This window comes from Pseudomonas mandelii, from assembly GCF_024138395.1.
GTDB classification, from domain to species: domain Bacteria; phylum Pseudomonadota; class Gammaproteobacteria; order Pseudomonadales; family Pseudomonadaceae; genus Aquipseudomonas; species Aquipseudomonas mandelii_E.
The window spans coordinates 148,030-166,832 of sequence record NZ_JAMYDU010000005.1 but is presented as its reverse complement, the minus strand read 5'-3'; the positions used below and the strand labels follow the sequence as shown (position 1 = coordinate 166,832).

Annotated in this window: 16 protein-coding genes; 9 read left to right on the top strand and 7 right to left on the bottom strand. The window is 60.7% G+C overall.

Annotation, left to right across the window (positions count from 1 at the left end; genetic code table 11):
• Nucleotides 1-42 precede the first annotated feature (42 nt).
• Nucleotides 43-2,559 carry an ATP-dependent helicase HrpB gene (gene hrpB / locus NHU87_RS11260; RefSeq protein WP_253548277.1) on the bottom strand — a complete coding sequence of 839 codons (2,517 nt, stop codon included), beginning with the start codon at nucleotides 2,557-2,559 and terminating at the stop codon, nucleotides 43-45.
• A gap of 109 nt (nucleotides 2,560-2,668) precedes the next feature.
• Here hrpB and NHU87_RS11255 point away from each other — a divergent pair, with 109 nt between their 5' ends.
• Nucleotides 2,669-3,088, top strand: a complete 420-nt coding sequence (locus NHU87_RS11255) for a polyribonucleotide nucleotidyltransferase (protein ID WP_237883098.1) — start codon at nucleotides 2,669-2,671, stop codon at nucleotides 3,086-3,088.
• 30 nt (nucleotides 3,089-3,118) lie between these two features.
• Nucleotides 3,119-4,015, top strand: coding sequence for a cation diffusion facilitator family transporter (locus NHU87_RS11250; RefSeq protein ID WP_253548275.1), 897 nt, complete (start codon nucleotides 3,119-3,121; stop codon nucleotides 4,013-4,015).
• On the opposite strand, the gene NHU87_RS11245 is transcribed toward NHU87_RS11250, so the two are convergent.
• Complete coding sequence (locus NHU87_RS11245) at nucleotides 4,009-5,010, bottom strand: DUF6515 family protein (protein ID WP_253548273.1); 1,002 nt, start codon at nucleotides 5,008-5,010, stop codon at nucleotides 4,009-4,011. The two genes, NHU87_RS11250 and NHU87_RS11245, sit on opposite strands and share 7 nt — an antisense overlap.
• A 435-nt stretch (nucleotides 5,011-5,445) precedes the next feature.
• Here NHU87_RS11245 and NHU87_RS11240 point away from each other — a divergent pair, with 435 nt between their 5' ends.
• A complete protein-coding gene (locus NHU87_RS11240; protein ID WP_007894448.1) occupies nucleotides 5,446-5,925 on the top strand; it encodes an Lrp/AsnC family transcriptional regulator in 480 nt (159 codons plus the stop codon).
• A gap of 209 nt (nucleotides 5,926-6,134) precedes the next feature.
• A complete protein-coding gene (locus NHU87_RS11235) occupies nucleotides 6,135-6,344 on the top strand; it encodes a DUF2788 domain-containing protein (protein ID WP_038981401.1) in 210 nt (69 codons plus the stop codon).
• On the opposite strand, the gene NHU87_RS11230 is transcribed toward NHU87_RS11235, so the two are convergent.
• The 4 genes from NHU87_RS11230 to NHU87_RS11215 all read right to left on the bottom strand — a co-directional run bounded on the left by NHU87_RS11230 (nucleotide 6,339) and on the right by NHU87_RS11215 (nucleotide 12,840).
• Nucleotides 6,339-6,974 (bottom strand): pseudouridine synthase, encoded by a 636-nt coding sequence (locus NHU87_RS11230; protein WP_253548271.1) that lies wholly within the window; start codon nucleotides 6,972-6,974, stop codon nucleotides 6,339-6,341. The two genes, NHU87_RS11235 and NHU87_RS11230, sit on opposite strands and share 6 nt — an antisense overlap.
• A gap of 72 nt (nucleotides 6,975-7,046) precedes the next feature.
• The gene (gene amn, locus NHU87_RS11225; RefSeq protein WP_253548270.1) at nucleotides 7,047-8,546 is read right to left on the bottom strand and encodes an AMP nucleosidase; all 1,500 of its coding nucleotides are present in this window, start codon (nucleotides 8,544-8,546) and stop codon (nucleotides 7,047-7,049) included.
• A gap of 190 nt (nucleotides 8,547-8,736) precedes the next feature.
• Complete coding sequence (locus NHU87_RS11220; RefSeq protein WP_253548268.1) at nucleotides 8,737-10,386, bottom strand: acyl-CoA dehydrogenase family protein; 1,650 nt, start codon at nucleotides 10,384-10,386, stop codon at nucleotides 8,737-8,739.
• 75 nt (nucleotides 10,387-10,461) lie between these two features.
• Nucleotides 10,462-12,840: a hybrid sensor histidine kinase/response regulator gene (locus NHU87_RS11215; RefSeq protein WP_253548266.1), complete on the bottom strand. Its 2,379-nt coding sequence runs from the start codon at nucleotides 12,838-12,840 to the stop codon at nucleotides 10,462-10,464.
• A 368-nt stretch (nucleotides 12,841-13,208) separates the two neighbouring features.
• On the opposite strand from NHU87_RS11215, the gene NHU87_RS11210 reads away from it, so the two are divergent.
• The 4 genes from NHU87_RS11210 to NHU87_RS11195 all read left to right on the top strand — a co-directional run bounded on the left by NHU87_RS11210 (nucleotide 13,209) and on the right by NHU87_RS11195 (nucleotide 16,743).
• The gene (locus NHU87_RS11210) at nucleotides 13,209-14,006 is read left to right on the top strand and encodes a hydroxymethylpyrimidine/phosphomethylpyrimidine kinase (RefSeq protein WP_253548264.1); all 798 of its coding nucleotides are present in this window, start codon (nucleotides 13,209-13,211) and stop codon (nucleotides 14,004-14,006) included.
• 32 nt (nucleotides 14,007-14,038) lie between these two features.
• Complete coding sequence (thiE, locus tag NHU87_RS11205) at nucleotides 14,039-14,662, top strand: thiamine phosphate synthase (RefSeq protein WP_253548262.1); 624 nt, start codon at nucleotides 14,039-14,041, stop codon at nucleotides 14,660-14,662.
• Between the two features lie 18 nt (nucleotides 14,663-14,680).
• Nucleotides 14,681-15,964, top strand: a complete 1,284-nt coding sequence (hemL, locus tag NHU87_RS11200) for a glutamate-1-semialdehyde 2,1-aminomutase (RefSeq protein ID WP_253548260.1) — start codon at nucleotides 14,681-14,683, stop codon at nucleotides 15,962-15,964.
• Between the two features lie 224 nt (nucleotides 15,965-16,188).
• The gene (locus tag NHU87_RS11195) at nucleotides 16,189-16,743 is read left to right on the top strand and encodes a tetratricopeptide repeat protein (protein WP_008070087.1); all 555 of its coding nucleotides are present in this window, start codon (nucleotides 16,189-16,191) and stop codon (nucleotides 16,741-16,743) included.
• Between the two features lie 111 nt (nucleotides 16,744-16,854).
• Here NHU87_RS11195 and NHU87_RS11190 read toward each other — a convergent pair whose 3' ends face one another.
• Nucleotides 16,855-17,184, bottom strand: a complete 330-nt coding sequence (locus NHU87_RS11190; protein ID WP_007894425.1) for a DUF1820 family protein — start codon at nucleotides 17,182-17,184, stop codon at nucleotides 16,855-16,857.
• A 134-nt stretch (nucleotides 17,185-17,318) separates the two neighbouring features.
• Here NHU87_RS11190 and miaB point away from each other — a divergent pair, with 134 nt between their 5' ends.
• Nucleotides 17,319-18,647 (top strand): tRNA (N6-isopentenyl adenosine(37)-C2)-methylthiotransferase MiaB, encoded by a 1,329-nt coding sequence (gene miaB, locus NHU87_RS11185; RefSeq protein ID WP_030129525.1) that lies wholly within the window; start codon nucleotides 17,319-17,321, stop codon nucleotides 18,645-18,647.
• Nucleotides 18,648-18,803: the final 156 nt, after the last annotated feature.

Below are 18,803 nucleotides of genomic sequence, written 5' to 3'. Positions count from 1 at the left end.
CGCGTTATCGTTCACGACCTTCGCGAGCAGGCTCGCTCAGGTTTACTTGCGCGGTTTGATCCGCGCGGTTGCCTCGGCCACCAACGGGTCATCCGGCCAATAGTGTTTCGGGTAGCGCCCCTTCAAATCCTTCTTCACCTCGGCATAGGTGCTGCGCCAGAAGTTCGCCAGATCCTGCGTCACCTGCACCGGTCGCCGCGCCGGGGACAGCAGATGCAATTTCACCACTTGCCGCCCACCAGCAATGCGCGGCGTCTCGGCCAGGCCGAACAACTCCTGCAAACGCACCGCCAGAATCGGCGGCTGCTCGCTGTAATCCAGACGAATCGACGAGCCCGACGGCACGCTCAAATGATGCGGCGCCAGCTCATCCAGCCGTTGCGGCAGTGGCCACGGCAACAGGTTATGGATGATGCTCGACAGGTCCAGATTGGCGAAATGACTGAGGCGCGAGACTTTGCCCAGATACGGCATCAGCCAATGCTCGAGGCTTTTGAGCAATGCGGCATCGCTGACATCCGGCCATTCACTTTGCTGCTTACTGCCAAGATCCAGTTGCCGCAACAACGCCACCCGCGCCTGCCACTGACGCAGCTCTGGCGTCCAGGGCAACAGCTCCAGACCTTTGCGCCGCACCAGGTTCACCAGCGCCTGACTGCGAGCGCTTTCATCGAGCCCGGTCAGCGGTTCGCGACTGAGGATCAATTCGCCAACCTTGCGCTGCCGCTCGGCACGCAGCACGCCTTCGCGCTCATCCCAATCCAGTTGATCGACGCAACGCACCTGCTCGGCCAGCACTGAATCGAACAGCGCCGGATCGAAATCCGTCGCCAGGTAAATCCGTTCCTCACGCTGGCCCTGACGACTGCCCAGATCGGCGATCACCAGCCATGGTTGTTTCATCAAACTATCGGCTTCGGCAAACAGCGCGGCACGACCGTTGGCCAATCGATACTCCGCGCCACCGGCACGACGCTGCTGGGCAACGCGGTCGGGATAAGCCAACGCCAGCAACGCGCCGAGCCAGCGCGGATGCTCGGGATTGCTGACCGGCTCCGTCGCTTTTCCCCGCAGATAACCGCGATACTGCCGCGCCAGTTGCCGGGCCCGTTGCACGCCACCCTGAGCGCCGCGTGCGGCCCGTTCTTCGCCGGACAGCAGCACCAATCGGCTGTGCAGATCCGCCCCGGCGCCACGCAAAATATCTCGCTCGCCGAGCAGTGCCGCGACATCGCAGGCCATGTCAGCGAGGCCGAGCGCCTGACCACGCAACAGCAAATGCGCGATGCGAGGGTGAGCCGGCAGTTCGGCCATCGCCTGACCATGACGGGTCAGCGCTTCGCCCTCCAGCGCGCCCAAACGCTCAAGCAGATCCTGAGCCTGTGCATAAGCCGCTGCCGGAGGCACATCGAGCCAAACCAATTGACCCGGCCTCACGCCCCAACGCCCCAGTTGCAAGGCCAGCCCGGCAAGGTCCGCCGAGAGAATTTCCGCACTGGCGTAGGCCGCCAGTTGCTCGTGCTGATCCTGCGACCACAAGCGATAACACACGCCCGGTTCCAAGCGCCCTGCCCGACCCGCGCGCTGCGTGGCGCTGGCTTTGGAAATACGCTGAGTATCCAGACGAGTCATGCCGCTGCCGGGGTCGAATCGAGGCACTCGCGCCAGCCCGGCATCGACCACCACGCGTACACCGTTGATGGTCAGGCTGGTCTCGGCGATGTTGGTCGCCAGCACCACTTTGCGTTTGCCGGCGGGCGCCGGATCAATCGCGGCGCGTTGGGCGGCGAGGTCCAATTCACCGTGCAACGGGCAGAGCAAAACCTGTGTGCTGTCGCCCAGTGCATCGGCGAGTTGCTGATGCACCCGACGAATTTCCGCCTGCCCCGGCAGGAACACCAGCACGCTGCCGGTTTCATCATTCAAAGCTTCAAGGACGGTCTGCACCAACCGTGGCTCGATGAATTCACCCGGCTGAAACGGCCGGCCCCAGCGCATCGCCACCGGGTACATGCGACCTTCGCTGCGCAAGATCGGCGCATCATCGAGCAACCCGGCCAGGCGTTCACCTTCCAGGGTTGCCGACATCAACAGGATTTTCAGCGGCTGATCGTCACGAAACAGCTCGCGGCCATTCAGGCTCAGGGCCAACGCCAGATCGGCGTCGAGACTGCGTTCGTGGAACTCATCGAAAATCAGCAAACCCACGCCTTCCAGCGCCGGATCATCCTGCAAGCGCCGAGTGAGGATGCCTTCGGTGACCACTTCGATGCGGGTATTGGGGCCGACTTTGCTGTCGAGACGAATGCGGTAGCCAACGGTTTCGCCGACCTTCTCGCCCAATTCACTGGCCAACCGCTCCGCCGCCGCCCGCGCAGCCAAGCGGCGCGGCTCGAGCATCAGAATGGTCTGCCCGGCCAGCCACGGCTCATCGAGCAGGGCCAAGGGCACGCGGGTGGTTTTACCGGCGCCGGGCGGTGCTTCAAGCACGGCTTCGTGGCGTGTAGTGAGGGCTTCACGCAGGGCAGGTAAAACTTCATCAATCGGCAAAGAAATCATGCTGGCTCCAAAACAGAGCCACGAGTATAACGGCGAACTGCCAGGCGTTCGTCGCGGTCCTAATTCATATCGACGACGCTTCGTTTCCAGATAACCCAGGAGATTTCACATGCGTGCTCCCTTTCGCTTGATTGGCGGTGTACTGGTCGCGACCTTGCTGACCCAAATGACTGCCTGCGGCACGATTTTCTACCCTGATCGTCGCGGTCAGATCGATGGCAAGATCGACCCGGTCATCGTCGCGCTGGATGCCGTGGGTCTGCTGTTTTATATCATTCCGGGCCTGATTGCCTTTGCCGTGGACTTTGCGACTGGCGCCATTTACTACGAGCCCGGCCGAACCGCCCAGGTGGCTCCGGAAAAACTCAAGGAAGCCATCGGTGCCGACGGCAAGGTCGATAACCACAAGTTGCAGACTATTCTCGAAACCGAGTTGGGCCGCAGCTTCCCGCTGGACGATCCGCGCCTGATCCAGCACAAGGGCAGCACCCAGCAACTGGCCATGTTCGGCCTGCAACCGGCCGCATAATCGGTGCACTAAAAAGGAAAAGCCGCACTTATGACCACCAGTACCGAACACGCCCGCCTGCTGCGGCTGGCGACGCGCGCCTCGGTGGCGGTGGCGTGCATATTGATCAGCGCCAAAGCCATCGCCTGGTGGCTGAGCGGTTCGGTGAGCATGCTTGCCGGGCTGACCGACTCGGCGCTCGACGGTGTCACCTCGTTGCTCAACTTGCTTGCCGTGCATTACGCCTTGCGCCCCGCCGACGAGGATCACCGTTACGGGCATGGCAAGGCTGAGTCGTTGGCGGGCATGGCTCAGGCGCTGTTCATTGGCGGCAGTGCGGTGCTGATTGCCTTGCAGGCGTTCGAACGGTTGAAACATCCGGAGCCGGTGGGCGCACCGTGGCTCAGCATCGGAGTGATTGTGTTCTCCCTCGCCCTGACGCTGGTCCTGCTGATGTTGCAGCATCGGGTGATCAAGGCGACCGGTTCCAACGCCGTGCGCGCTGACTCCCTGCATTACCGCTCGGACATGCTGCTCAACGGCAGCATTCTGGTGGCGCTGGTGTTGGCCGGGTTTGGCTGGCATCAAGTCGACCCCTGGTTCGGATTGGGGATCGCCGCCTACATCCTCTGGAGCGCGATTCATATCGCCCGGGAAAGTTTTGCGGTGCTGATGGATGAAGAGCTGCCGCCGGATGTCAGCCAGCACATGCTTGAACTGGCCTGCAGCGTACCGGGGGTTTTGGGTGCCCACGACTTGCGTACGCGGATCTCCGGCAATCAGTGGTTTGTGCAATTGCATCTGGAATTGCCGGGGGAGCTGACCCTGTCAGTCGCCCACGGGATCAGCGATCAAGCCGCCGAGGCGATTCACAGCGCCTACCCGCGAGCCGAAGTGCTGGTGCACGCCGACCCGCAGGAAGTGGTGAAAGCCGCCAGGGCTCAGTAACTGACCTGATAACCGCGACTGCCCAGGCAATTACCCTGGGCCTGTCGGTAGGCTTGCACCACCGATGGAGCCGGTTGATAGGTCATGGCGCGCGGATCGAAACCGCTCTGCTCCACGGCCCAGCGATAGCACTCATAACCGTCCCGACTGACCTCTTCCGGTGACTGGCCGTTGGCCGGATACGCCACCACGTCATAACCACTGCTGACCGGTTGTGGCTGCACGGGTGGTTCGACCACGATGTAATCCTGGGTGCTCGCCTGATAGGCGTAATACGAGCCGGCCGCCAGGAACAACAGCGCCCCGCCGATCCACACTTCACGCGCGTAATCAGGCAAGTAGCGAACACGAATCCCGCGAGGCGGCTGAACCACCACGTAACGCGGGCCTTGCGGGCGATACCAGTAACCACCGGAATAGAAATAATCCTGGCCACGATACGGCACGCGGTAGCTGCGATCCGGGAAGCGGTCGATCATGTAGCCCGGACGATACTGCGGACCGGAGCCCCAGCCATTGCCGCGTCCATCCGGGCGACCCGGCCAGCGCTGATCATCGGGACGCGCACCGGTCTGCCAGTGCTGGTTGTACTGATTGCGCCGCGGCTCGTCCTGATAGTAGCCACGCCGGGGCTCCTGGGTCTGGCGCACAGTATCGGGCCGGCCCTGGATCGGCAGATTGTTATTGGGTTGTTGCGGCGGTCGGCCCTGAACATGGCCCGGAACATTGGGATCGTGCGACGGACGGTTCTGCCACTCGCCGCCCTGATTCTGGTCGTGGAGTTCGAACTGGCGGCTGTTGTCGCCACGAATGATTTCGTTGTTCTGTGGGCGTGGCTGCTTGTTACCGTCATGACCCTGACCACGCCCCTGATGATCCGACCCACGTTGCCCATCATCAGGCCCACGGATTTGCGGCTCATCGGCAAGCGTTTGCGCAGCGACACTCACACACAGCAAACCAACACCGGCCAAACGCCAGATGCGCGACTTCATGCTTTTCCTCACTGCGGGTCAGGGCCTGTACGTAAGACTGGGAAAGCACAGGGCGGTTCTGCAACAGGTTATCAGCCGCGCAACTTATTTATTGAGGGAGGGCGTCAAATTCCGGGCAAGAAAAAAGGGAGACCCGTCGGCCTCCCCTTGAGAACTTCGTCCGTGCTCGACGCTTATGACGTCGGCTCACCTCACGCCGTCTTCTGGACAGTGTGTAGCTCGGGGGCCAACACATCCCCGGTGGGGGTGGCGACCGCAGCTGGCCTGATTGGGCGAGCCGCACTGGACTGTTTGTCCGAGCAGTGATTCTGGTGCTAAGAATAGGCCCGGAGCGACGACAGAGGATTGCGAAGATTGCTCAAATAAACATCACTTGCGCAATTTTTAACTCAGGATAGATAATCCTCCGCAATAGTTATGACAAAGGCCTGATTGATGAGCAAACTCGACCGATACGACCTGAGCATTTTGGCTGAATTACAGCGCGACGCGCGCATCTCCAATCAGGAGCTGGCCGAACGTATCGGCCTGTCGCCTTCGCCTTGCTCGCGACGGGTCAAGCAGTTGGAAGACGACGGTTACATCACCCGCCAGGTCGCCTTGCTGGACCGCAAGATGCTCGGCCTGAGCCTGACCGCTTACGTGCTGATCGGCATGGACCGCCATACACCCGAGCGTTTCGAGAACTTCGAAGCCGCCATTCGCACCTTGCCGCAAGTGCTGGAATGCAGCCTGGTGACGGGGATGGATGCAGACTATCAGCTCAAAGTGGTAGTGCCGGACATGGACCACTATCAGAAACTGCTGCTGGGGCACCTGACCCGGATTGAAGGGGTGACGAGTGTGCGATCGAGTTTTGTGTTGAATCAGGTGCTCAACAGCACCGAGTTGCCGCTGACTCATTTGCGCAGCTGAGAATGCCTTCGCGGGCAAGCCTCGCTCTAGGGTTTTGTGTCGGTCACGGTATTACGTTCGACATCCCTCCGTAGGAGCGAGGCTTGCCCGCGAAGGGGCCCGCACAGGCGACGAATAGCCGCGACACACTGCCGCAGGTCAATGCTCCGCCAATCCCCCATGGCGTATACTCCAGCGCCTTTTAGCCCCACCTGCACTGGAGATGTTCGATGGATCCTGCAGTACTCGAAGAGTGGATGATGACTGGCCTGGTCAGCATCTTGATCATTTTCATGGGTTTCATCGTCTGGGATCTGGCGAAAAAATCCAAGGCCGGGCGCTTCGGCTCGTTCATTCTGTTCTTCGTACTGGGACTGGGCGTGGCCGCGTTCGTGGTCAAAAGCGTGGTCATCGGCATGATCGAATCCGGCACTCTATAAGCGCGCCGGCACTTCCTTCCACTGGCCCTGATCGAGCCCTTCGATCGACCAGTCGCCGATTCTGACTCGCACCAGACGCAACGTCGGCAAGCCGACCGCCGCGGTCATGCGCCGTACCTGACGGTTGCGGCCTTCGCGAATCACCAGTTCCAGCCAACTGGTTGGCACGCTTTTACGAAAGCGCACCGGCGGGTTGCGCGGCCACAGTTGCGGCTCATCCAGTTGTCGCGCTTCGGCCGGCAATGTCATGCCGTCGTTCAGCTCGACGCCATCGCGCAAGCGCTGCAACTGCTCGGCGCTTGGTTCGCCTTCCACTTGCACCCAATAGGTCTTGGCCAGCTTGTGTTTCGGGTCGGCAATTCGCGCCTGAAGCTGACCGTCGTTGGTCAGCAACAGCAAGCCTTCGCTGTCGCGGTCCAGCCGCCCTGCCGGATAGATCCCGGGAATCTCGATGAAATCCTTGAGCGTCGCCCGCCCTTCGCCGTCGCTGAATTGCGTCAGCACATCGAAAGGTTTGTTGAACAGAATCAGTTTCGGCTCGGCCGGAGGCGCTTTGGCGACACGGCGCGGGGCTGAAGAGGATGGCTTCGCACCTGGACGGCGAGAAGGTGGACGAGTAGGACGCGACATGGGCAAAACAACATCTAACGGTCAGGGTTCACCATGCTAGTGCCCCGACCGCCAAATGACCATGACAAACCGTTAGCGGAACGGCGGCTCGTCGAAGCTGCGCAGTTTACGCGAGTGCAGTGAGTTGAGCTCGGTGCGCAACAGATCCACCGCTTCGATGCCGATCTTCAAGTGCTGGCTGACCGCGCGTTCATAGAAGGCGTTGGCCGAACCCGGCAGTTTGATTTCGCTGTGCAACGGTTTATCCGAAACGCAGAGCAATGTGCCGTATGGCACCCGCAAGCGGTAACCCTGCGCGGCGATGGTGCCGCTTTCCATGTCCACCGCCACGGCGCGGGAGAGGTTGATCAGCGGACGTTCCTGCGCCCAGCGCAGCTCCCAGTTACGGTCGTCGTAGGTCAATACGGTGCCGGTGCGCAGGCGTTTTTTCAGATCATCGCCCTTCTCGCCCGTGACATTGGCCGCCGCTTGCTGCAACGCCATCTGCACTTCGGCCAAGGCCGGAATCGGAATGTTCGGCGGCACAACGCGATCGAGAATCCCGTCGCGGCGCATGTAAGCGTGGGCAAGCACGTAGTCGCCAATGGTCTGCGACTGACGCAAGCCGCCACAGTGGCCGATCATCAGCCAGCAATGCGGACGCAGCACCGCCAGGTGGTCGGTGATGTTCTTGGCGTTGGACGGGCCGACGCCGATGTTCACCAGGGTCACACCATGGCCGTCGCTGGCGATCAGGTGATAGGCCGGCATCTGGTAGCGATGCCAGACCACGCCCGCGGCAATCGCCGACGCCTCGCCGTGGTCCATGCCCTTTTCGATGATCACGTTGCCCGGTAACACCATGCGCACGAAACGCGGATCGTTGCGCAGTTGCTCCAGGCCATGAACGATGAACTGATCGACGTAGCGGTGGTAGTTGGTCAGCAGAATCCACGGCTGCACATGACGCCAGTCACTGCCGGTGTAATGCACCAGTCGGCGCAGGGAGAAGTCCACCCGCGCGGCGTCGAACAGGGCCAGTGGCAGCGGGTCGGTGTTTTCCCAATCGTACAGGCCATCGGCAATGCCATCGGTCGCGGCCGACAAATCCGTACTCGGGAACACTCGCGCCAGCACCGCAGCGGTGACGCCAGAGCCGGCCAGTTCATCGCCCTGCTCGACCACGTACGGATATGGAATGTTCTGCTGACTGACACCGACTTCCACGGTCACGGTGAAGTCGTGCATCAACGGGACAAGTTGCTCCAGCAGGTATTTGCGGAAAGCGCGGGGATGAGTGACGGTAACGCTGTAGGTTCCCGGCAATTGAACCTTGGCATAGGCGCGCGTGGTCTGTGGGACTTCGCCCTGGCAAAGGTAGGTCAGACGCAACTCGGGATAACGAAACAGAGCTCGCTGTTCAGCGTCCGGCTCGACACGATCCTTGAGATAACGCTTGAGCGCCTGATTCAGCGCTGTGGTTGCACGCTCGTGCAAGGCAGCAAGCCGATCCACGGCTTGCTCGGCGGTTTGAACGACAATAAACGCTTCGGTCACGATCAGCTTCCTGTGTTCTGGCTTGCAGACCTTCATCTTGCCTGCATCGTCGCTTCACGGGAACAGTGGCGTGTTGGCTGCACATCAATTCCGGACACAGATAAACCCTGTGGGAGCGGGCTTGCCCGCGATAGCGGTGTGTCAGACAGCATTAATGTTGGATGTTAAACCGCTATCGCGGGCAAGCCCGCTCCCACAGGTTTCAGTGGTGTTGATCAAATTGTGGTCAGAACCCTTGCGGGGTCGACCGGGCCACAATCGCTTCCACCTCCAGCCCGCGCGGCAACGTTCCATACACCCGTCCGGCCGAGCCGAGGCGGCTGACGATGAAAGCATCACTGACAGCCGCATTACCGGCCTCCAACAACAGCTTGGCCTGAAGCCCCAAGGCAATGTCTTCGGTGAGCTGGCGAGCGCGGTATTGAATGTCGGCGGGGTCCTTGAACGCCGCCTGCAATTGGCTGATATGCGCGGCCAGACGCTTGTCGCCATGACCATCGCCCAACTCGCCGAACAGCACATCGAGCACACCCGGCTCTTTCGACAGTGCGCGCAACACGTCGAGGCATTGCACGTTGCCGGAACCTTCCCACGTCGAGTTGACCGGAGCCTCACGGTACAGACGCGGCAGGATGCTTTCTTCGACATAACCGGCGCCGCCCATGCATTCGGCAGCCTCATTGATCATCGCGGGCGCGCGTTTGCAGATCCAGTACTTGCCCACCGCTGTTACCAGTCGGGCGAATTTCGCTTCGTGCTCGTCATCCAGATGATCCAGCGCCCGGCCCATGCGCAAACTCAAAGCCAACGCCGCTTCGCTTTCCAGGGCCAGGTCGGCCAGCACGTTTTGCATCAAGGGTTGCTCGCTGAGCAATTTGCCTCCGACCTTGCGATGGGCGCAGTGATGACTGGCCTGGGTCAGCGCCTGGCGCATCAGCGCACTGGAACCGACCATGCAATCGAAACGGGTCATGGCGACCATTTCGATGATGGTCGGAACGCCCCGCCCCTCTTCGCCGACCATCCAGGCCAGGGCGCCACGGAATTCCACTTCACTGGAGGCATTGGACCAGTTGCCGAGTTTGTTCTTCAGCCGCTGTATGTAGAACTGATTGCGCGTGTCGTCCGGGCGATGACGCGGCAGCAGGAAACAGGTCAAACCTTTGTCAGTCTGGGCCAGGGTCAGGAAGGCATCGCACATCGGCGCCGAGCAGAACCACTTGTGGCCTACCAGTTCATACGCCTGACCGGGGCCACTTGCGCCGACCGGATAAGCCTTGGTGGTGTTGGCTCGCACATCAGTGCCGCCTTGTTTCTCGGTCATGGCCATGCCGATGGTCACGCCGGCCTTGTGGGCCATGCCGACGTTGCGCGAGTCGTATTGGGTGGCGAGGATTTTCGGCAGCCATTGTTCGGCCAGATCCGGTTGCAGGCGCATTGCCGGGACGCTGGCGAAGGTCATGGTCAGCGGGCAACCGCTGCCGGCTTCAGCCTGACTGTGCAAATAGGTCATGGAGGCGCGGGCAACGTGGGCGCCCGGTTGCGGGTCGGTCCAGGGTAAGCCAGTCAGGCCATGTTCCACCGCCGTGCGCATCAACTCGTGGTAGGCCGGGTGAAACTCCACCAGATCGATGCGATGGCCGTAACGGTCATGGCTGATGAACACCGGTTTGTTCTGATTGGCTGCAAACCCCGCCTCCATCAGCGGCCCGCCGGCCAATGCGCCGTAAGCGTCGATCCGCGACTCGGCCCAACCGGCATCGAAACGCCGCGACCACTCCTGTAAAGGCAGGTCGATGCGATAGAGGTTGGTGCCGTCCAGCGACGGAGGCTGGTTGGTGACTTCGTGGGTTTCGGCGAACTGATGCAGGTTCATGACGGGGCTCCTTTGGTCAGCCAAGGGACTTTCAGTTAAGCACCGCCCCGAGGCCGAACAAAGTGGCATATCTGCCTAATTGCCGGCGCTTTCGCCTTTGCCTGGACAGAGCACCCGCCGATAGAGCGCCGCCTGCAAGTCCTCGAATTTCACCGGTTTGCTCAGGTAGTCGACCAACGTGTCGCTCGGGCAATAGGCCCGGTCCGCACTCAAAGCAATCATGAACACAGGTAATTCGGCGCAACCCGGCAAAGCGCGGATCTGGCAGCAGATCGAGGCGCCGTCCAGTGGCGGCAGCAGGCAATCCAGCAGCACCGCGTCAACGGCTTCACGCTGCAAATGATCGAGCGCGGCGACACCGCTGTCGGCGGTGCGTACCCGGAACCCAAGCTTGAGCAACATGCCACGCATCACCAATTGATTGATGCTGTTGTCATCGACCAGCAACACCGTGCAGTCCTGAGGCAAACGCAGGCCGGTGGTTTGCCGGGTGATCGAAGGCGCAGATTCCACCACCGGCAGCTCGAACTCGACGTCCAGTTGAAAACGACTGCCGCGACCCGGTTCCGAGCGGTGGCTCAGGCGCCCGCCGAGCAATTCGACCAGTTGCCGACAAATGGCTAGGCCAACGCCCAGACCACCGTATTCACGGGTCATCGAGCCATCGAGCTGGAAGAAGCGCTGATACAGCGTTGCCTCCCCCAAATCGGTAAAGCCAATGCCGGTGTCGATCACCGCAAAGGACAGCGCCAGCCGGTCGGGCGCCACCGGTTTACCCGTCACCCGCAGCGCCAACCCACCGACCCGAGTGAATTTGATCGCGTTATCCAGCAGGCATTCGAGGCATTGCGTCAGCTTGGCGCTGTCGCCATGCAAGCGATCCGGTAACCCGGAGGTAACCTCGACCTTGAAGTCCAGCGACTTGCTCGACGCATTGCCATCGAACTGCACCCGCAAGGCCTCGACCATACCGCGCAAACTGAACGTATCCGGATAGACCTTGAGCTTGCCGGCCTGCAATTCGGTCAAGGTGAGGATGCCGTTGACCATGCGCATCATGTCTCGCGCCGAACCGGCAGCCGTTTGCTGATATTGCTCCAGCTCAGGGTTCATCTCGACGGTCTGCATCAGCTCCAATGAACCGATTACACCGTTCATGGGCGTACGCAGTTCGTGGGTCAGGGTCGCGAGGAATTCGTCCTTGAGCTTGTTACTGTGGGCCAATTGCTGGTTCAGTATTTCGAGCTTTTGACCGGCATCGAACAGCGTTTGTGCCTGTTGCTCACGCATGGCGTTGATGCGATCGGCCAGGGCCAGGGACAGCAGCGCCACTTCGATCGCCGAGCCGATCTGGCTGGCGTACATGGTCAGGAATACGTTGGGCAAATAACCCAGCACCATCAGGGTGTTGACGATGCCACCGAGCAGGAACGCCGACCAGGCAATGATGAAATACCGCGCGACCCGCAGGCCACGCCACCAGGCGAAAATCCCGGCGGCGAAAATCACCACGGTAAAGACCAACGCCAGCAACGTCGCCAGACGCAGGGCCAGGGCGTAACTGGTCATCAATGACAACCCGACCACCAGCGCACTGAACGCAATCAACGCCAGCAGCAAACGGTCAAGCCAGCGGCTGAGGGTGGCCGTCTGCAAGAAGCTGCGCGCGAACTGGCTGCCGAACAGTCCTGAACAGCCGATGAAGAACGGCGTCGCGGCGTTGGCCCACCACGGATTGTTCGGCCAGAAATACTCCACGGCCGCGCCATTCACCGACAGCTGATACAAGCCGAACGAGGCGATATAGACGATGTAATAGAGGTAGCTGGTGTCGCGCACGCTGAGAAAGATGAACAGGTTGTAGACCAGCATCCCCAGCAATACACCGTAAATCAGCCCCAGCACATAGAGCCGCACCGGCTGCTCTTCGAGGTAAGCGGTGCTTGACCACAAGGTGACGGGCGCCTGAACCGACCCTTGGCTTTGCAGACGCAAATACACGGTTTGCGCCTGCTCGGGCGCAAAGTTCAGATCAAACAGATAGTTGTTCTGGCGGATCTCGCGAGTGGCGAATGGCAATGCATCGCCAGTCTGTCGAACCAATTGATAGTCACCGTCAGCATCGGCCAGGTACAGATCAAGATGATCGAGGGGCGGATAGGCCAACTCCAGCAACCAGGTCCGTTGTGCCGACGGGTTGGTCGGACGGTACTGCAGGTCGATTTTCAGCCAGAACGCCGAACGCGAATAACCGGCGTTCAGGGTGGCTTTGTCATGGGATTTGAAGCGCCCGGCCGCCGCTTGCGCACGGACATCGGCGATGCTCGCCTGACCGCCCGCGTCTTCATAAATCTGCATCGTTCGGCCCAGGGGAAGGCTCTGGGTGAACTCGTCGAATTCGACGGCGCTCGCCAGGAGGGGCAAGCACAGCAGCAACATCAGCAAATAGCGCATTTAAGCCCCAGCGTGGCCTGTCCGGTTGTGTCAGGAAGCCCCCCATTCCTTTTGAGTAGACGTAAAACCGGTATTACCTGTTATTGGTTTGGATCCACTCTAGCATAGCCGTTGGTGGCCATTGAACACCATTGAAATTTTTCCTACAAAGGCTCTAGAACAAGCGTTCCAGCGGCATGCATTGAGTTAGAGCAGTTGGCTTAATCAGAAAGGTCAAAAGATCGCAGCCTTCGGCAGCTCCTACGGATTTGCATCGATCCGCGGTCCATATAGGAGCTGCCGCAGGCTGCGATCTTTTGCTCGTTGCACAATCGGCTCCGATGCGCGCGCGCACCGATAAAACATGTTTGGTGGTAAGCTCGCGCACCATGAATATCTACAGCTCTCGCCCCGTTGTCCTCTGTCTCTCCGGCCACGACCCAAGTGGTGGCGCCGGCTTGCAGGCAGATATCGAAGCCCTGCTCGCCCAAGGTTGTCATGCGGCTCCGGCCATCACCGCCCTGACCGTGCAAGACACCGTCAACGTCACTGACTTCCGCGTTCTCGACCGTGAGTGGGTGTTGGCCCAGGCCAACGCCGTGCTCAACGACTCCGAAGTCGCCGCCGTCAAACTGGGCATGCTCGGTTCCCTGGAAATGGTCGACACCGTGGTCGAATTGCTTTCAGCACACCCGCATTTGCCGGTGGTCTGCGATCCGGTGCTGCGCGCTGGCGGCGGCGGACGACTGGGCAAGGACGAAGTCGGCTACGCCATGCGCGAACGACTGCTGCCGCTGTCGATCATTGCCACCCCCAACCTTCCCGAAGCCCGGATCCTCGCCGAACTGCCCGAAGGCACCGCGGACGAGTGCGCTGAAAAACTCCTGCCGTTCGTCAAACACCTGCTGATCACCGGCGGCCATGGCGACGAACACGAAATACACAATCGCCTGTACAGCCGCGACGGTCGCCGCGAAACCTTTACCTGCCAGCGCCTGCCCGGCAGTTATCACGGTTCCGGTTGCACGCTGGCCAGCGCCCTCGCCGGTCGCCTGGCCCAGGGCGAACACCTCGCCAGTGCCGTAAAGAGCGCGCTTGACTACACTTGGCGCACCTTGCGTGATGCGGAGCAGCTGGGCAAAGGCCAGTTCGTGCCGCGCCGCTTGCCACTGGACTTCTGTTCGTAATTTTCTATGCGTAAAGCGCAGAGGCTTGTCCGATGAAACTACGTGGCCTGTACGCCATTACCGACAGCCAGTTACTGGCCGGTAAATTTCTTTCGTACGTGGAGGCGGCGCTCGAAGGCGGCGTCACCCTGCTGCAATACCGCGACAAGAGCAGTGACGAGGCCCGCCGCCTGCGCGAGGCCGAAGCCCTGCGCGACCTGTGCGAACGCTACAAGACCCATCTGATCATCAACGATGACGCCGAACTGGCCGCGCGCCTGAATGTCGGCGTGCACCTGGGCCAGACCGATGGCCCGCTGATGCCGGTTCGCGCACTGCTCGGTCGCCAGGCAATCATCGGCTCGACCTGCCATGCGCAACTCGAATTCGCCGAACAAGCCGCCAAAGAAGGCGCCAGCTACGTCGCCTTCGGCCGCTTCTTCAACTCCAACACCAAGCCCGGCGCACCGGCCTGCAGCCTTGAACTGCTTGATCAGGCCCGCAGCAAATTGCATCTGCCGATCTGCGCAATCGGCGGCATCACTCTGGACAACGCTGCGCCACTGGTGGCCCACGGGGTCGATCTGCTGGCGGTGGTGCATGGTCTGTTTGGCGCCGAGAGCACGGCTGAAGTGACGCGCCGCGCCCGCGCCTTTAATGAATTATTCAAATCCTGATTTTCTGAGAGCCCGATCATGTCTCGTTCCGAAACCCTGTTTGCCAATGCCCAGAAACACATCCCCGGAGGCGTGAACTCGCCTGTTCGTGCGTTCAAGAGCGTTGGCGGCACGCCGCTGTTTTTCAAACACGCCGAAGGCGCCTACGTCACTGACGAAGACGACAAGCGTTATGTGGATTACGTCGGTTCCTGGGGGCCGATGATTCTCGGCCACAGCCATCCGGACGTGCTGGATGCGGTGCGTAAACAGCTGGAACACGGCCTGTCCTACGGCGCCCCGACCGCGATGGAAACCGAGATGGCCGACCTGGTTTGCTCGATCGTGCCGTCGATGGAAATGGTGCGCATGGTCAGCTCCGGCACCGAAGCGACCATGAGCGCCATCCGTCTGGCCCGTGGCTTTACCGGCCGTGACAGCATCATCAAATTCGAAGGCTGCTACCACGGCCACTCCGACAGCCTGCTGGTCAAGGCCGGTTCCGGCGCCCTGACCCAAGGCGTGCCGAGTTCGGCCGGTGTACCGGCGGCGTTCGCCAAACACACCCTGACCCTGCCGTTCAACGACATCGACGCGGTAGAAACCATGCTCGCCGAAGTCGGCCAGGAAGTAGCCTGCATCATCGTCGAGCCAGTGGCCGGCAACATGAACTGCGTACCGCCGGCACCGGGTTTCCTCGAAGGCCTGCGGACCCTGTGCGACAAACACGGCGTGGTGCTGATTTTCGACGAAGTGATGACCGGTTTCCGCGTCGCCCTCGGCGGTGCCCAAGCTCATTACGGCGTCACCCCGGACCTGAGCACCTTCGGCAAGATCATCGGTGGCGGCATGCCGGTTGGCTGCTTCGGTGGCAAACGCAAGATCATGGAGCAGATCGCGCCACTGGGGCCGGTCTACCAGGCTGGCACGTTGTCGGGTAACCCGCTGGCGATGGCGGCTGGCCTGACCACTCTGCGCCTGATCAGTCGTCCTGGTTTCCACGCCGAGCTGAGCGACTACACCAGCCGCCTGCTCGATGGCCTGCAGCAGCGCGCCGACGCCGCCGGCATTCCGTTCGTGACCACTCAGGCCGGTGGCATGTTCGGCCTGTACTTCAGCGGTGCCGACGACATCGTGACCTTTGAAGATGTGATGGCCAGCGATGCCGGCCTGTTCGGGCGCTTCTTCCATCTGATGCTGGAAGGCGGCGTGTATCTGGCGCCAAGCGCCTTCGAAGCCGGTTTCACCTCGATTGCCCACGGTGAAACCGAGTTGAAACTGACGCTGGACGCTGCCGAGCGTGCCTTCGCCGCATTGAAATAAAGCTGCAACGCTGACGTTGGCCATTGCCAGCGTCAGCTTTCACCTACATTCCCCTCCTTTTTCTTACTCATCTGCCAATAATCCCCCGCAAAGTGGGCGATATATTCCCCGCGCAGCAGAAAAACGAGTAAAGACTTTGTAAGGTTGGCCCTGCTTATTTCATAATGCGCGCTTATTGGATCCCTCGATGGGTCCACGCGCCCCTCAGAGGTAAGTCGATTCCCATGAACCGCACCGGCCGCACCCTTGCATTGGGCTGCCTGTTGCTCCTTCAGCCCCTGCTCGCGCTCGCACAAGCAGGCGGCAACTCGTTGTTGATCCCGGCGATGGGTCGCTGCACCCTCAATACTCAGCCGCAAGACCTGACGCAAGCGCTCGCCGCCTGTCAGAAAGCGTCTGATGAAGGGGACGCGCAAGCGCAATACGAGTTGGGTGAGTTCTACTACGACGGCAAAAACGCGCCGCGCGACCTCAATCAAGCCCTGAGCTACTTCGAAAAAGCCTCGCTGCAAGGCCACGCCCAGGCGCAATTCAAACTTGGCACCATGTTCTTCCATGGCGAAGGCGTGCCGGCCAATAACGTTCAGGCGTATATCGTGCTGAAAATGGCCGCGGTCAACGGTGCCGAAGAGGCGCTGGACACCGCCGACGAAGTCGCCGAAAAAATGCCCCGCGAAGATCTGGAAGTCGCTACTCAGGTGCTGGGGCAAATTTTCCGTAAATACCTGATGGAATTGCAGAGCGCCGATGGGCGTACGCCGTTTTCGCCACTGCCCTGAATTTGCGTGGGCCTTTCTGGCCTCTTCGCGAGCAAGCCTCGCTCCTACAAGGGCAGCGCTGGCCTGTAGGAGCGAGGCTTGCCCGCGAAGGGAGCGACCCGGTCTCGAAGACTACTTCTCAGGCATCGGCATCGGAAACGGCATGACATTGCCGACCGCGCCGCGGGCTTCGCTGATTTTCGGCGTGCCGAGGCGCTCGACCTCGTCGATGCGCACGATCGAATGCATTGGCACAAAACTGCGCACAACGCCTTCGAACTGAGCCTTGAGCTTCTCTTCGCTCGGATCGACGACCACTTGCGTGCGCTCGCCAAAGACGAACTCTTCCACTTCCAGGAAGCCCCACAGATCACTTTGATAGATCTGCTTGGCATACATTTCGTATACCTGGCCCTGGTTGAGGAAAATCACCTTGTAGATTGGAGCTTCACGTTTGGTCATGGTGGGCGGGTAACACATCGGGGATAAAAATGAGGGCGCGAACTATAGCATAGCCGCCGGACGCGCAACGGTAGGAACCTTGGAGCATGTTCCCTATAATGCGCGGTTCTTTGAATCACGTGATGACTCTGTCCATGGCCAAGAAGCTTTACATCGAAACCCACGGTTGCCAGATGAACGAGTACGACAGCTCGCGCATGGTCGATCTGCTGGGCGAACATCAGGCCCTGGAAGTCACCGCTCGCGCTGAAGACGCCGACGTGATCCTGCTCAATACCTGCTCGATCCGCGAACGCGCCCAGGACCGGGTGTATTCCCAACTGGGCCGCTGGCGCGAACTGAAACTGGCGAACCCGGACATGGTCATCGCCGTCGGTGGTTGCGTGGCCAGCCAAGAAGGCGCGGCCATCCGTGATCGCGCTCCGTACGTGGACGTGGTATTCGGCCCGCAGACCCTGCACCGCCTGCCGGAAATGATCGACGCCGCGCGCCTGACCAAACTGCCGCAAGTCGACGTCTCGTTCCCGGAAATCGAAAAATTCGACCATTTACCCGAGCCACGCATCGACGGGCCGAGCGCTTATGTGTCGGTGATGGAAGGCTGCAGCAAGTACTGCACCTTCTGCGTGGTGCCTTATACGCGCGGTGAAGAAGTCAGCCGGCCGTTCGATGACGTGATTGCCGAGATCATTCACCTGGCCGAAAACGGCGTGCGCGAAGTGACCTTGCTGGGGCAGAACGTCAACGGTTACCGAGGCACCACTCACGATGGTCGCCTGGCCGATCTGGCGGAACTGATCCGCGTAGTGGCGGCTGTCGATGGCATCGACCGGATTCGCTACACCACTTCGCACCCGCTGGAATTCTCCGACAGCCTGATCCAGGCCCACGCTGACGTGCCGGAACTGGTGAAACACCTGCACTTGCCGGTGCAATCGGGTTCCGACCGGATCCTCGCGGCGATGAAACGCAATCACACCGCGCTGGAGTACAAATCCAAACTGCGCAAGTTGCGGGCCGCCGTGCCGGGGATCTGCATCAGCTCGGACTTTATCGTCGGTTTCCCGGGTGAGACCGAGAAAGACTTCGAACAGACCATGAAGCTGATCGAAGACGTCGGTTTCGACTTCTCCTACTCGTTCGTCTATAGCCAGCGCCCAGGCACGCCGGCCGCGGATCTGGCCGACGAAACGCCGGAAGCACTGAAAAAAGAACGCCTGAATGCCCTGCAACATCGTCTCAACCAGCAAGGTTTCGAGATCAGCCGACAAATGGTGGGCTCCATTCAGCGGATTCTGGTAACCGATTATTCAAAAAAAGACCCCGGTGAACTGCAAGGCCGGACCGAGAATAATCGTATCGTCAACTTCCGCTGCGACAATCCGACCCTGATCGGCCAGTTCGCCGACGTGCACATCGATGCCGCGCAACCGCACTCCCTGCGGGGCTCGCTGATCCAGTAACACCTCGTCACCTGTGGGAGCCGGGCTTGCCCGCGATGGCTACACCGCGGTCCGTCGGACAAACCGCGTTATCGTTCATCGCGGGCAAGCCCGGCTCCCACAGGGACGGTGACTGACTTTGCGATATTTAAGAGCTTTCGCACCCAGGCGACTGGC